This window comes from Pseudoduganella lurida (genome assembly GCF_007830455.1).
In the GTDB taxonomy this organism is placed as follows: domain Bacteria; phylum Pseudomonadota; class Gammaproteobacteria; order Burkholderiales; family Burkholderiaceae_D; genus Rugamonas; species Rugamonas lurida.
The window spans coordinates 316983-330878 of the sequence record NZ_VLLB01000006.1 but is presented as its reverse complement, the minus strand read 5'-3'; the positions used below and the strand labels follow the sequence as shown (position 1 = coordinate 330878).

The following is a 13896-nucleotide window of genomic DNA, read 5'->3' as shown; positions in this document are numbered from 1 at the left end:
GCGGTGGCGTGCGACGTACAACGGCGCCGCTGGGGCACCATGGGGGCGAGGCAGCCTTCCGGCTGCCACCGTTGAAAGGTGTACAGCATGAGGAACAAGCAGCTCCGCGTCGTCATCACCGGCGCATCGAGCGGGATCGGTGCCGCCACCGCGATCGCTTTTGCCCGCCAGGGCAGCCACCTCGTCCTGGGGGCGCGCGGCGAAGCGGGCCTGGATGACATTGCCCGGCGCTGCCGCGAGGCAGGCGGCACGGCGCAGGTGGGCCTCGTCGACGTGACCGATGCCGATGCCGTGGCGGACTTCGCCGCGCAGGCGCGCGCTGCCCTCGGCGGCATCGACCTGTGGTTCAGCGACGTGGGCATCGGCGTGGTCGGCAAGTTCGCCGACGTGCCCATCGCCGATCACCAGCGCGTGATCGAAACGAATCTGGTCAGCCACATGAACGATGCCCATGCCGTGCTGCCGATCTTCCAGGCGCAGGGCCACGGCATCTGGGTCAACATGATCTCCGTGGGCGGCTATGTCACGGCGCCCTACGCGGCTGCCTATGCTGCCAGCAAGTTCGGCCTGCGCGGCTTTTCCGCGGCACTGCGGGGCGAGCTGCACCGGCAGCCTGACATCCACATCTGCGACGTCTATCCCACCTTCGTCGACACGCCGGCCGTGCACCACGCGGCCAACTACACGGGCGCCCGGCTGTCGTTCCCGCCCGGCGCGCTGATGCCGGACCAGGTGGCGCGGGCCATCGTCAAGCTGGCAAGGCAGCCGCGCGCCACGACGGTGGTCGGCATGCCGGCACCGCTGCTCAAGCTCGCCTCGTTTGCCAATCCGATCGCGGCCGTGCTGATGGACCGCTTCATGGAACGCTGGACGCGGAAGGCCGATCCCGCTCCCGTCACCGAAGGCACGCTGTATGCGCCGCCGAGGGAGGCAAGCGGCGTCGGTGGCGAACGCCCGTCCAGCCAGCCGGCCAGCAAGGCGCTGGTGCTGGGCGTGGCCCTGCTGGCCACGGCGGTCGGCGTGGGGCTCGCGCGCGGGCGCAACTGAACTGCCCGTGGCGGCGATCCGGTGCAACGGTTAGGCACCCCACAGACCGTGCGCCGCTGCGCCACTACCATTCACAGCTCGCATAGGAGACTTCCATGGATTCCATCAACCGTAACCAACCCGAACAGAATCACAAGGACGTGAGCGGCCCCGAGGCCGTCAAGCGCATCAAGGAACTCGTCGACGAAGCCAACAGCGGCTTCTTCGTCAGCAGCGGCTCCGATGCCCGGCCGATGTCCGTGCTCGACGTGGACGATGCCGGCAACCTGTGGTTCATGAGCGCCTCGGACAGCCTGAAGAACGTCGAGATCGCCGCCGATCCGAAAGTGCGCCTGTACTTCCAGGGCTCGAAGCATTCCGGCTTCCTGTACCTGGACGGCATCGCCACCATCTCGCGCGACAAGGCGCGCATCCACGAACTGTGGACGCCGGACCTGAAGACCTGGTTCACCGAAGGCGAGGACGACCCGCGCATCACCGTGATCCGCGTGGTGCCGACGGACGGCTACTACTGGGACAACAAGCACGGCAACCTGGTGGCCGGCCTGAAGATCATGGTGGGTGCCGCGATCGGCAAGACGCTGGACGATTCGATCGAAGGGCGCGTTACGCCGTAAGTGGCGGGCCGGACGGGCGCGGCGGGTGTCGCAGCACGACGGGTGTCCGACACCAGTCCCGCCACTCACAACCGGTGTCCGACACCAACTGAGCCGCAGTCGGGAATGGTGTAGGCACCAGCCGCGAGCCGCGGACCGGAATGGCGTCAGGCACCACCCGCTCGATCGCCGTGCTCCTTCACCGAGAGCCGCGCGTCACTTTGGCCGTGTAGGTGTACAGCTTCCACGCGCCGCCTGCGGCCACCATCCGGCACATGCCGGTGGTGGCGTCTTCCGCCAGCATGAAGCGGCGGCCATCCCACACCCATTCCTGCGTACGCCAGCAGTCGCCCAGCCCGCGGCCTTTCTGCGTTGCGCTCACCACGCCAGCCGCATAGTCGCTGCCGTCCAGCGTCACCAGCACGGGCGAGTAGGGTGCCGTCCTGTTCGCGATCCAGAAGGCGGTTCCTTCGTTGTAGGCACCTGTCCAGCAGGGCACCTGCACCAGCAGCTTTTCGGGTGTCAGCCGCAGCGCCGCCAGGCGGTCCGCGGCGAAGCCGCTGCAATCCTCCTTGCCGATCGTGCCGCGCACTTCGCGCAGCAGCGCCGCGCGTGCGGCCGGCGGCAGGTCCACTTCGGTGGACCCTGCGGACGCCGGCGAGATCTCCGGTACCGGCACGGCGGCCGCCACTTTTTCTTCGCCCCGGTTCCCGCGCCGGATCAATGCCGTGTGGGTGCCGATGCGGCGCTGGTATTCGTCCATCTTCAGCAGCACCGCCGCGGCGCCCTTGCCGGACACCGTCCAGGCCTGGTGGCCGTCGGTCCACTGCACCACGCTGTCCTTGGCCAGCGCGCGCACCAGCGCTTCCATCTGCGCGGTGCCCAGTCGTGCCGTCGATGTCTGCGGGTCCAGCTGCACATCGCCCTGCGGCTTGCGGTCGATCGACATCGCCAGCGTGGACGATTGCGGCCGCGGCGCATCCTCCGCGTAGTCACCGATGCGCACCTTCGCAATGACGGGTTGGCCGGCGCCGGCCTGGCGTTCCAGCAGCACGGAGACGGCGGGCAACCGCCCATCGTCCTCCTGGTAGCCGGCGGCGCGGCAGGTGCGCGTGTTGTCGCAGGCCAGTTCCCAGTCCTTGTGGGTGAAGTGGAAGCCGTAGGTGTCGCCCGCCAGTGCGGGGAACGGGATTGCGGGAAGCGTGGCGCCGAGCAGCGCTGCGATCGATAACCGGATCATGAGGTTGCGTAGTGTCGGGACAAACGCAACGATAGCATTGTCATCGAAAAACGGCGCCGACATGACAAGGGAGGCATGAAAAAGGGGACAGGCACCTATTCTGGAGCAACACGCGTGTTGCTCCAGAATAGGTGCCTGTCCCCGATGTGGCGCCGGAAATCAGCCCGCCAGCTTCGCCTTCAGCAGCTCGGTAAGCTGGGCCGGATTGGCCTTGCCTTTCGAGGCCTTCATCGCCTGGCCGATCAGCGCATTGATCGCCGCTTCCTTGCCGGCGCGGTACTGCTCGACCGACTTGGCGTTGTTGGCGAGGACTTCGTCCACGATCGCGGCCAGCGCGCCGGAATCGGAGACCTGGCCCAGGTCCTTGTCCTTGATGATGGCGTCGACCAGGCCCTCGTCCTCGGAATTGGCTTCCCACAGGCCCTGGAACACTTCCTTGGCGGCCTTGTTCGAGATCGTGCCATCGGCGATGCGCTTCAACATGCCGGCCAGCTGCGCCGGTGTCACGGGCGCGTCGGCGATGTCGACATCGTTGCGGTTCAGGGTGGACGAGACGTCGCCCATCAGCCAGTTGGCCGCGGCCTTGGCGTTCTCCTGGCCCGCTTTCGCGACCACCGCTTCGAAGTATGTCGCCATCGCCTTCGACGAGGTCAGCACCAGCGAATCGTATTCCGGCAGCTTGTACTCGTTCACGAAGCGCTCGCGCATCACGGCCGGCAGCTCGGGCATGGATGCCTTCACCTGTGCGATCCATTCCTCGGAGATGGCCAGCGGCGGCAGGTCCGGATCGGGGAAGTAGCGGTAGTCCTGCGCGTCTTCCTTGCTGCGCATCGAGCGCGTTTCCTTCTTATCCGGATCGTACAGGCGCGTGGCCTGCTGCACCTTGCCGCCATCCTCGATCAGTTCGATCTGGCGGCGCACTTCCACGTTGACGGCTTCCTCGATGAAGCGGAACGAGTTCAGGTTCTTGATCTCGCAGCGCGTGCCGAACTCCGTTTGACCTTTCGGCCGCACTGAAACGTTCACGTCGCAGCGGAACGAGCCTTCCTGCATGTTGCCGTCGCAGACGCCCAGCCACATCACCAGGCCATGCAGCGCCTTCGCATACGCCACGGCTTCCTGCGCCGAGCGGATCTCCGGTTCCGACACGATCTCCAGCAGCGGCGTGCCGGCACGGTTCAGGTCGATGCCGGACATGCCGTGGTAATCCTCGTGCAGCGATTTGCCGGCGTCTTCTTCCAGGTGCGCGCGCGTCAGGTTCACCGTCTTCGTGACGAACTTGCCGTCCTTCTCGTAGCCGAACGTCAGCGAGCCGCCCTGCACGACCGGGTCGTCCATCTGGCTGATCTGGTAGCCCTTCGGCAGGTCCGGATAGAAGTAGTTCTTGCGGGCGAAGATCGACTGCGGCGCGATCTTCGCGCCCACGGCCAGGCCGAAGCGGATCGCCCGGTCCACGGCCTGCTTGTTCATGACCGGCAGCACGCCCGGCAGCGCCAGGTCCACCGGGCTCGCCTGCGTGTTCGGCGCGGCGCCGAAGGCGGTTGGCGAACCGCTGAAGATTTTCGAATCGGTCGTGAGCTGCACGTGGTTCTCGAGACCGATGACGACTTCCCATTCCATAGCTGTATTCCTTGTCTTCTTAGATGCCGCTCGGTGCGCGCGTGTGCCAGTCGGTCGCCTGCTGGTACTGGTGGGCGATGTTCAGCAGCTTCGCCTCGGCGAAGTAGTTGCCGATCAGCTGCAGGCCCACGGGGCGGTTCGCATTCGTGTCACCGGTGCCGAACCCGCAGGGGATCGACATGCCGGGCAGGCCAGCCAGGCTGGTGGACAGCGTGAAGATGTCGGCCAGGTAGTTCTTCACCGGGTCGTCCGTCTGGGCGCCCAGGTCCCACGCCACGGTCGGCGCGACCGGGCCCATGATCACGTCGCAGACGGCATCGGCGCCGGAGAGGACCCTGGCGAAATCGTCGGCGATCAGGCGGCGGATCTTCTGCGCCTTCACGTAGTAGGCGTCGTAGTAGCCGTGGCACAGCACGTAGGTGCCGACCATGATGCGGCGCTGCACCTCGGGGCCGAAGCCCTGGGCGCGCGTCTTCTTGTACATGTCCTGCAGGTCTTTATAACCCTCGGCGCGGAAGCCGTAGCGCACGCCGTCGAAGCGCGACAGGTTCGACGAGGCCTCGGCCGGCGCGATCATGTAGTAGGCCGGGATCGACAGGGCGGTGTTCGGCAGCGAGATGTCCACCAGCGTGGCGCCCAGCTCGACGAACTTGTCCAGCGCCGCGCGCACGGCCGCTTCCACGTCCGCGGCAAGCCCTTCGCCGAAGTATTCCTTCGGCACGCCGATGCGCAGGCCCTTCAATGGCTCGTTCAGGTTGCGCGTGAAGTCTTCATGCACGCCACCCTGTTCCGGCGTCAGGCTTGTCGAGTCGCGCTCGTCGTAGCCCGCCATCGCGGAGAGGAGCAGGGCGCAGTCTTCCGCCGTCTGCGCCATCGGGCCGCCCTGGTCGAGCGACGAGGCAAACGCGATCATGCCGAAGCGCGATACGCGGCCGTAGGTCGGCTTGATGCCGGTGATGCCGCAGAACGAGGCCGGCTGGCGGATCGAGCCGCCCGTATCGGTACCCGTCACGGCCGGCGCCAGGCGCGCGGCCACGGCGGCAGCGGAACCGCCGGACGAGCCGCCCGGTACGGCGCGCTTGTCCCACGGGTTCTTCACGGCGCCGAACGCGGAGTTCTCGTTGCCTGAGCCCATGGCGAATTCGTCGCAATTGAGCTTGCCCAGGTGGACCATGCCCACGCCATGCAGTTTCTCGACGACGGTCGCATCGAACGGGCTCACGTAGTTCGCCAGCATCTTCGAGCCGGCCGTGGAGCGCCAGTCGCGCGTCACGAAAATGTCCTTGTGCGCGACCGGCACGCCCGTCAGCGCGTGCGCGTGGCCGGCGGCGAGGCGCGCATCGGCATCGGCGGCCTGCGCCAGCGTCAGGGCGCGGTCGACGTGCAGGAAGGCATTCAGGTCGCTTGCCTCGATGCGGTCGAGGTAGTGCGTGGCCAGCTCGGTGGCGGACAGCTGTTTCGACTGCAGCAGCGTCGACAGCTCTTTCAGTGTTTTGGTATGGATCATATTGTCTCGGCGCGGCGCAATGCCGCAGCCTGCTGAATTAGTCGATTACCTTCGGCACGAGGTACAGGCCGTCCTCGGTCTTCGGCGCCACCTGCTGGTAGGCGTCGCGGCGGTCCGGTTCCGTGGGCGCGTCTTCGCGCAACCGCAGCGCCACCTGCATATGGGCCGCCAGTGGATGCGCCAGTGGCGCGATACTTTCGGTATCGACGGCCGCCATTTCGCCGGCCAGCGCGAAAATGCCGTTCAGCTTGTCCAGCATGGCGGCGGACGCGGCTTCGTCCATTTCCAGTTGGGCCAGGTTGGCAATGCGTTTTACGTCGGTAGGTGTCAGGGACATGGTTCGGGAAGCGCGCGGTATTTGGTTATTGAATCGTCAAGACTTTTGCAACATCGTCCATCTTGGTCTTATAAACCCATTAAACCCGCCGAAAAACATGGTTGTCGAGCTGCACGTTTGCGTGGATATAGGGCAAATATCCGGAGAATTATAAGGTAGAATGGCGGGTTGATGCGTTGCTGGCGCCCTGGGGGCATGGACCGGCTCCAGGAAGAGAGTGACTAGCCGCCGCATCGACTCGTGCATTACCTCAGGTTTTGCCTCGGGCATTACCTTATTTTTCGCATCCATTTTTAACTGCCCTTGTGCGGCTCGCGATACAGGATACTCATGTTCGGTTTTTTACGCAGGTACATCTCGTCGGACCTGGCCATTGACCTCGGCACGGCAAATACCCTCATTTACGTGCGCGGTTCCGGCATCGTGCTCGACGAACCCTCGGTCGTGGCGATCCGTCAGGAAGGTGGCCCGAACGGCAAGAAAACCATCCAGGCAGTCGGCAAGGAAGCCAAGCAGATGCTGGGCAAGGTGCCCGGCAATATCGAGGCGATCCGCCCGATGAAGGATGGCGTGATCGCCGACTTCACCGTCACCGAACAGATGCTCAAGCAGTTCATCCGCATGGTGCACGACTCGAAGTTCTTCCGCCCCTCGCCGCGCATCATCATCTGCGTGCCCTGCGGTTCCACCCAGGTGGAACGCCGCGCGATCCGCGAATCGGCGCTGGGCGCCGGCGCCTCCCAGGTGTACCTGATCGAAGAACCGATGGCCGCCGCGATCGGCGCCGGCCTGCCGGTTTCGGACGCCACGGGCTCGATGGTCGTCGACATCGGCGGCGGCACCACGGAAGTGGGCATCATCTCGCTGGGCGGCATGGTCTATAAAGGTTCCGTGCGCGTGGGCGGCGACAAGTTCGACGAAGCCATCGTCAACTACATCCGCCGCAACTACGGCATGCTGATCGGCGAACAGACGGCCGAGGCGATCAAGAAGGCGATCGGCTCCGCGTTCCCGGGCTCCGAAGTGAAGGAAATGGAAGTCAAGGGCCGCAACCTGTCCGAAGGCATTCCCCGTTCGTTCACCATCTCGTCGAACGAGATCCTGGAAGCGCTGACGGACCCGCTGAACAATATCGTGTCGGCCGTGAAGAACGCGCTGGAACAGACGCCGCCGGAACTGGGCGCCGACATCGCCGAGAAGGGCATGATGCTGACGGGTGGCGGCGCGCTGCTGCGCGACCTGGACCGCCTGCTGATGGAAGAGACGGGCCTGCCGGTGCTGGTGGCCGAAGACCCGCTGACGTGCGTGGTGCGCGGCTCCGGCATGGCGCTGGAACGCATGGACCAGCTGGGTTCGATCTTCTCGTACGAGTAAAGTCCGGCTGGCTTTGCCGGCAGCTTTGCAACAAGCGTTCGCATTACCGGAGCGGCCGTATCGCACCTGGTGAAGCCACAAGCTGAACCACGGCCGTTCCCGTCCTTGATGGATTTATGGAATACAGTCCGCCGCCACTCTTCAAGCAAGGGGCGTCCGCGCGCGCCAAGATGATGATCTGCGCCTGCCTGTCGATCGCGCTGCTGGTCTTCGACTCGCGCGTCGGCGCGCTGTCCTTCGTGCGCCAGGCAGTGGGCACCGTGCTGTATCCGCTGCAGGTGGTGGCCATGCTGCCGCGCGACGCGCTGATGGGCATGGGCAGCTACTTCTCCACCCTGTCCGCCCTGGAAAAACAGGTGCACGACCTGCGCACCCAGCAGATCGTGCTGGCGCACACGCTGCAGCAGGCCCAGCTCACGCAGGCCGAGAACGCGCAGCTGCGCAAGCTGCTCGAAGCGCGTGAAAAAGTGCCGGGCAAGACGATGCTGGCCGAAATCCTCTACAACGCCCGCGATGTGTTCACCCGCAAGGTCATCCTGAACCGCGGCACGCAGCAGGGCGTGACCACCGGGCTGCCCGTGATCGACAACGCTGGCGTGGTCGGCCAGGTGACCCGCGTGTTCCCCTTTACGTCCGAAGTCACGCTGCTGACCGACAAGGAGCAGGCGATCCCCGTGCAGGTGCTGCGCAACGGCCTGCGCAGCGTGGCCTATGGCCGCGGCCAGTCCGGCAATCTCGACCTGCGCTTCATGGCGCCGAACGCCGATGTGGTCGTCGGCGATATCCTGATCACCTCCGGCATCGACGGCATCTACCCGGCCGGCCTGGCCGTGGCCCGCGTCACGCAGGTGGAGAACACGGCCAACGGCATGTTCGGCCGCATCGTCTGCCAGCCGCTGGCCGGCATCGAGCGCAATACCCAGCTGCTGATCCTGATGTCGTTGCCCGAGATGCCGCCGCGGCCGCCGGAAGAAGAGATCGTCAAGCCGGGCAGGAAGAAAAAGGAACCGGCCAAGGATGCAGGCAAGGATGCCGGCGCCGGCACAGCGCCTGCGACTGCGGCTGCGCCGGCTGCGGCAGTCACCCCGACCGTGGCGCCGGCAGCCCCGGCCGCCGCACCGGGCCTGCGTCCGGCCGCGCCGGCGGCGGCACCGGCCACCGCTGCAGCGGCACCGAAGGAAACCCGATGAACCGCCCCCAGTACATCCTGCTGCCCGTCAGCCCGATCTTCATCATCGCCAGCCTGCTGGTGGCTTTCCTGCTGAACCTGATGCCGTGGGGCCGCTTCTTTGCCGCGCCCGACTTCGTGGCGCTGGTGCTGGTGTTCTGGGGCGTGCACCAGCCCCGCAAGGTGGGCATCGGCACCGCCTTCTGCCTGGGCCTGCTGATGGACGTGCATGACGCCACGCTGCTCGGCGAGAACGCGTTGGCCTACACGCTGCTGTCGTATGGCGCCATCATGATGCATCGCCGGATCCTGTGGTTCCGCCTCAGCACGCAGGCCATGCACGTGCTGCCGCTGCTGCTGCTGGCGCAGGCCGTGCAGCTGCTGGTGCGCTTCGTCGTCTCCGGCAAGTTCCCCGGCTGGCTGTACTTTGTCGAAAGCGTCGTCTCGGTGCTGTTGTGGCCCGTGATCACGGTGATCCTGCTGGCGCCGCAGCGCCGCGCGGTCGACAAGGACCACACGCGCCCGATCTGAGCGTGGCCATTCCATGACCGAGCTGAAAAACAACGAACGCGAACTGTACCTGTTCCGGGTGCGCCTGACCTTGCTCGGCGCGCTCGTGTTCGTCTGCTTCGGCCTGCTGCTGGCGCGCTTCGTCTGGCTGCAGGTGATCAAGCACAGCGACTACGCCGCGCAGGCCGAGGACAACCGCATCGCCGTCGTGCCGATCCAGCCGAACCGGGGCCTGATCCTGGACCGCAACGGCGTGGTCCTGGCGCGCAACTACTCGGCCTACACGCTGGAGATCACGCCATCGAAACTGCGCGTGCCGCTCGACGAGGCGATCGACCAGCTGGCCGGCATCGTGGAAGTGACGCCGAAGGACCGCCGGCGCTTCCGCAAGCTGCTCGACGAATCGAAGAACTTCGCCAGCGTGCCGCTGCGCACCCGCCTGTCGGACGAGGAAGTGGCGCGCTTCACGGCGAACCGCTTCCGCTTTCCGGGCGTGGAGGTACAGGCGCGCCTGTTCCGCAACTACCCGCTGGGCGAGACGGCCTCGCACGTGATCGGCTTCATCGGCCGCATCAACCAGCGCGAGGCGAAGGCGATCGAGGAGGGCGACGACGCCGCCAACTACAACGGCACCGACTACATCGGCAAGGAAGGCCTGGAGAAGAGCTACGAGAAGCAGCTGCACGGCGTGACGGGCTACGAGGAGGTGGAGGTCTCCGCCGGCGGCCGCGCGATCCGCACGCTGTCGCGCACCCCGCCCACCTCCGGCAACAACCTGATCCTGTCGATCGACATCGAGCTGCAGAAGGTGGCCGAGGAAGCGTTCGGCGAGTGGCGCGGCGCGCTGGTGGCCATCGAACCGTCGACCGGCGACGTGCTGGCCTATGTGTCGCGGCCCGGCTACGACCCGAACCTGTTCGTCGACGGCATCGATGCGCAGAGCTGGAACGAACTCAATACTTCGCTGGACCGGCCGATGGTGAACCGGCCGCTGTCCGGCACCTATGCGCCGGGCTCCACCTTCAAGCCGTTCATGGCGCTGGCCGCGCTGGAACTGGGCAAGCGCACGCCGGGCCAGGCGATTGCCGATCCGGGCTATATGTACCTGGGCAATCACAAATTCCGCGACGACGTGGTGGGCGGCCACGGCATGGTGGACATGCGCAAGTCGATCGTCGTCTCCTGCAATACCTACTACTACCAGCTGGGCCGGGACATGGGCATCGATTCGATCCATGACTTCATGAAGCCCTTCGGCTTCGGCCAGAAGACCGGTATCGACCTGGAAAACGAGAAGACCGGCGTGCTGCCGTCGCAGGAGTGGAAGCGCTCCCGCTACAAGAAGAACCCGGCGGCCGGCCGCTGGGTGGGCGGCGACACGATCTCCGTGTCGAACGGTTCCGGCTACAACTCGTACACGCCGCTGCAGATCGCCCACGCGGTGGCCAACCTGGCCAACAACGGCGTGGTGATGAAGCCGCACCTGGTGAAGATCCTGGAGGATGGCGCCACCAAGGGCCGCACGCTGACGGTGCCGAAGGAAAGCTACCGCATCGCGCTGCAGCAGCAGAACATCGACTTCATCAAGAATGCCATGGTGGGCGTCACCAGCGAACAGGGTGGCACCGCGTTCCGCGCCTTCACCAATGTCGGCTACACGGTGGGCGGCAAGACGGGGACCGCGCAGGTGGTGGGCATCGGCGCGAATGCGAAATACAACGCCAAGTCGCTGGCCGAGCGGCTGCGCGACAACGCGCTGTTCACGGCGTTCGCGCCGGCCGAGCAGCCGCGCATCGCGCTGGCCATGGTGGTGGAGAACGCCGGCTTCGGCGGCGCCGTCGCGGCGCCGATCGCCCGCAAGGTGCTCGACTACTGGATCCTCGGCAAGCGGCCGACCGAGAAGGACACCACCAAGGTGCCGAAGGAAGATGCCGAGCTGCTGGAGCCCGTCGAGGGACCGGCTGCCGAGGAGGAAGCGGCGCAGGCGCTGGAGCAGGCCGCGCTGGACAACGACGAACGGGCCTTCGAGGCCGACAAGGCGGCGGCTGGCGTGAAGAAACCTGCCGCGGCGGTTGCCGCATCGCCGGCCGCGCCGGGGCTGATGCCGCAGCGTCCCGCCTCCACGGCGGCGCCGAAGACGGCGGCCAGCCAGGCCGCGCCGAATGCGCAGCCGGTACCGCGCACGGCCGTCACCAATGCCGCGACGGCGCAGAGCCGGCCGCCGGCACAGGCCAAGGCGCCGGCCCCTGCGCCGGCGCGGCCCGCACAACCGCAGGCGGCCCTGCCGCCGCGTAAGGAATAATATGCGCATCAACGAACGACGCTCGCTGTGGCGGCGCCTGCGCCCGCACGTGGCGGTCTTCGACCCGGCGCTGCTGCTGGTGCTGGTCATGCTGCTCGCCACCAGCCTCGTCACCCTGTACTCCGCCAGCATCGGCATCCCCGGCAAGATCGAGGACCAGGTGCGCAACATCCTGATGTCGTTCTTCGTGATGTGGGTGGTGGCGAACATCTCGCCGCAGAACATGATGCGGATCGCCGTGCCCGCGTATGCCATCACGGTGCTGCTGCTGGTGGCGGTGGCGCTGGTGGGCACGATCAAGCTGGGCGCGCGGCGCTGGCTGCACATCGGCGTGATCGATATCCAGCCGTCCGAACTGGCCAAGATCGCCGTCCCGCTGATGCTGGCCTGGTTCTTCCAGCACCAGCAGGGGCACCTGCGCTGGCACTCGTACGCGGTGGGCGCGCTGCTGCTGCTGATCCCCGTGGGCCTGATCATGCGCCAGCCCGACCTCGGCACGTCGCTGCTGGTGGTGGCGGCCGGTTTCGCCGTCATCTACCTGGCCGGTCTGCCGTGGAAGGCGCTGCTGGCGCTCGTGATCGCGGCGGCCTGCAGCATGCCGGTGGCCTGGTCGATGATGCACGACTACCAGCGCGAGCGCGTGCGCACGCTGTTCGATCCCACCGCCGACCCGCTGGGCAAGGGCTTCCACATCATCCAGTCCACCATCGCCATCGGTTCCGGCGGCATCACGGGCAAGGGCTGGACGAAGGGCACCCAAACGCACCTGGAATTCATCCCGGAACGCACGACGGACTTCATCTTCTCCGTGTACTCCGAGGAGTTCGGCCTGGCCGGCAACCTGTTCCTGCTGCTGCTGTACCTGCTGCTGATCGGCCGGGGGCTGATGATCACGGCCGGCGCGCCGAACCTGTTCACGCGCCTGCTGGCGGGCGCGACGACGATGATCTTCTTCACGTACGCATTCGTGAACATGGGCATGGTGAGCGGCATCCTGCCGGTGGTCGGCGTGCCGCTGCCGTTCATGAGCTACGGCGGCACCGCGCTGCTGACCCTGGGCCTCGCCTCGGGCATCCTGATGAGCGTGCAGCGCCACCGCAAGCTGGTGCAGACATGATGGCGCGCACCAGGTTCACTTCATCGCTGCTGCTGGCGGCCCTGCTGGCGCTGGCCGGCTGCGGCAGCCGGGAGCTGATCAGCCACCTGCCGGGTGCGCCGAAGGTCAAGCCGAAGCACCAGCAGCCGGGCATGCCGGACATGCCGGCGGCGAACTCCGGCCGCGGCGGCTACTACAAGGACGATGGTCCCGGCGACGATCCGCCACCGAACCTGATGCAGGTGCCGGACGCGGAGGTGCGCAACGATCCGCTGCTGCCCCGCTCGAACCGGCCCTACACGGTGCTGGGGTCGACCTACGAGCCGATCCCGAACAGCCAGCCGTTCACGCAGCGGGGCATGGGCACGTGGTACGGCAAGAAATTCCATGGCCAGCGCACCTCGTCCGGCGAGATCTACGACATGTACAAGATGACGGCGGCGCACACCACGCTGCCGATCCCCTCGTATGCGCGCGTGACGAACCTGGCGAACGGCAAGAGCGTCGTCGTGCGCGTGAACGACCGCGGGCCGTTCCACTCGTCGCGCGTGATCGACGTGTCGTACACGGCGGCGCTGAAACTGGGCCTGCTGGCCAACGGCAGCAGCCAGCTGGAAGTCACGCGCATCATGCCGGACGAGATCGAGCGCATGGTGGCCGCGCGCAAGGCCGGCACCATCATTGCTGCCGTCGAAGGCGTGCCCGTCGCCGCACTGCAGCCCGGCGCGCCGCTGCTGGCCGGGCCGGACGAGCTGGAACGCTTCATCCTCACGCGCCCGCCCGCACCGGACGTGGCCGCGCCCACCTCGGGTGGCTACTACCTGCAGCTGGGAGCGTTCTCGAAGGAAGAGGGCGCCAACACGATGCGTGAGCGCCTCATCGAGGCGACGCGCGGCAGCGAATACCAGGTGGTGCAGGCCGGCAGCGTGTATCGCCTGTACGGCGGCCCGTTCCCGACACGCCAGGAAGCCGCCGCCGCCGCCGCCCGCCTGCCCACCGGCCTGCGCCTGAAACCGCTGGTCGTCCAGCGCGAAGGGGCTTACAGCACCGCTTCTGCGTCCCAGTAACTGCGCAGTTACTGCGCAGTCCGTGTCCACCT

The 13896-nt window shown here is 66.6% G+C and carries 12 protein-coding genes; 8 read left to right on the top strand and 4 right to left on the bottom strand.

Annotated features, from left to right (window positions below; all coding sequences use genetic code 11):
* Positions 1–87: 87 nt before the first annotated feature.
* On the top strand, positions 88–1047 hold the full coding sequence (locus tag IP91_RS18445; RefSeq protein ID WP_145650556.1) for an SDR family oxidoreductase: 960 nt from the start codon (positions 88–90) through the stop codon (positions 1045–1047).
* Between the two features lie 95 nt (positions 1048–1142).
* Positions 1143–1664: a pyridoxamine 5'-phosphate oxidase family protein gene (locus IP91_RS18440; protein ID WP_145650555.1), complete on the top strand. Its 522-nt coding sequence runs from the start codon at positions 1143–1145 to the stop codon at positions 1662–1664.
* Between the two features lie 178 nt (positions 1665–1842).
* Here IP91_RS18440 and IP91_RS18435 read toward each other — a convergent pair whose 3' ends face one another.
* The 4 genes from IP91_RS18435 to gatC form a co-directional block, all read right to left on the bottom strand.
* Complete coding sequence (locus IP91_RS18435) at positions 1843–2883, bottom strand: DUF1176 domain-containing protein (RefSeq protein ID WP_158643167.1); 1041 nt, start codon at positions 2881–2883, stop codon at positions 1843–1845.
* A gap of 159 nt (positions 2884–3042) precedes the next feature.
* Positions 3043–4503 carry an Asp-tRNA(Asn)/Glu-tRNA(Gln) amidotransferase subunit GatB gene (gene gatB, locus IP91_RS18430; protein WP_145650553.1) on the bottom strand — a complete coding sequence of 487 codons (1461 nt, stop codon included), beginning with the start codon at positions 4501–4503 and terminating at the stop codon, positions 3043–3045.
* A gap of 19 nt (positions 4504–4522) precedes the next feature.
* A complete protein-coding gene (gene gatA / locus IP91_RS18425; protein WP_145650588.1) occupies positions 4523–6007 on the bottom strand; it encodes an Asp-tRNA(Asn)/Glu-tRNA(Gln) amidotransferase subunit GatA in 1485 nt (494 codons plus the stop codon).
* Positions 6008–6047: 40 nt separating this feature from the next.
* Positions 6048–6347 (bottom strand): Asp-tRNA(Asn)/Glu-tRNA(Gln) amidotransferase subunit GatC, encoded by a 300-nt coding sequence (gatC, locus tag IP91_RS18420; RefSeq protein WP_145650552.1) that lies wholly within the window; start codon positions 6345–6347, stop codon positions 6048–6050.
* A 330-nt stretch (positions 6348–6677) separates the two neighbouring features.
* Between gatC and IP91_RS18415 the strand changes: the two genes are divergently transcribed.
* From IP91_RS18415 to IP91_RS18390, 6 genes are all read left to right on the top strand, one after another.
* Positions 6678–7721: a rod shape-determining protein gene (locus tag IP91_RS18415; protein WP_050409489.1), complete on the top strand. Its 1044-nt coding sequence runs from the start codon at positions 6678–6680 to the stop codon at positions 7719–7721.
* 116 nt (positions 7722–7837) lie between these two features.
* The gene (gene mreC, locus IP91_RS18410; RefSeq protein ID WP_145650551.1) at positions 7838–8911 is read left to right on the top strand and encodes a rod shape-determining protein MreC; all 1074 of its coding nucleotides are present in this window, start codon (positions 7838–7840) and stop codon (positions 8909–8911) included.
* On the top strand, positions 8908–9420 hold the full coding sequence (gene mreD / locus IP91_RS18405; protein ID WP_145650550.1) for a rod shape-determining protein MreD: 513 nt from the start codon (positions 8908–8910) through the stop codon (positions 9418–9420). Before mreC ends, mreD begins: the two co-directional genes overlap by 4 nt.
* A 13-nt stretch (positions 9421–9433) precedes the next feature.
* A complete protein-coding gene (gene mrdA, locus IP91_RS18400) occupies positions 9434–11701 on the top strand; it encodes a penicillin-binding protein 2 (RefSeq protein ID WP_145650549.1) in 2268 nt (755 codons plus the stop codon).
* 1 nt (position 11702) lies between these two features.
* Positions 11703–12818, top strand: a complete 1116-nt coding sequence (gene rodA, locus IP91_RS18395) for a rod shape-determining protein RodA (RefSeq protein WP_145650548.1) — start codon at positions 11703–11705, stop codon at positions 12816–12818.
* Positions 12815–13864, top strand: a complete 1050-nt coding sequence (locus IP91_RS18390) for a septal ring lytic transglycosylase RlpA family protein (protein ID WP_145650547.1) — start codon at positions 12815–12817, stop codon at positions 13862–13864. Before rodA ends, IP91_RS18390 begins: the two co-directional genes overlap by 4 nt.
* The last annotated feature ends 32 nt before the right edge of the window (positions 13865–13896 follow it).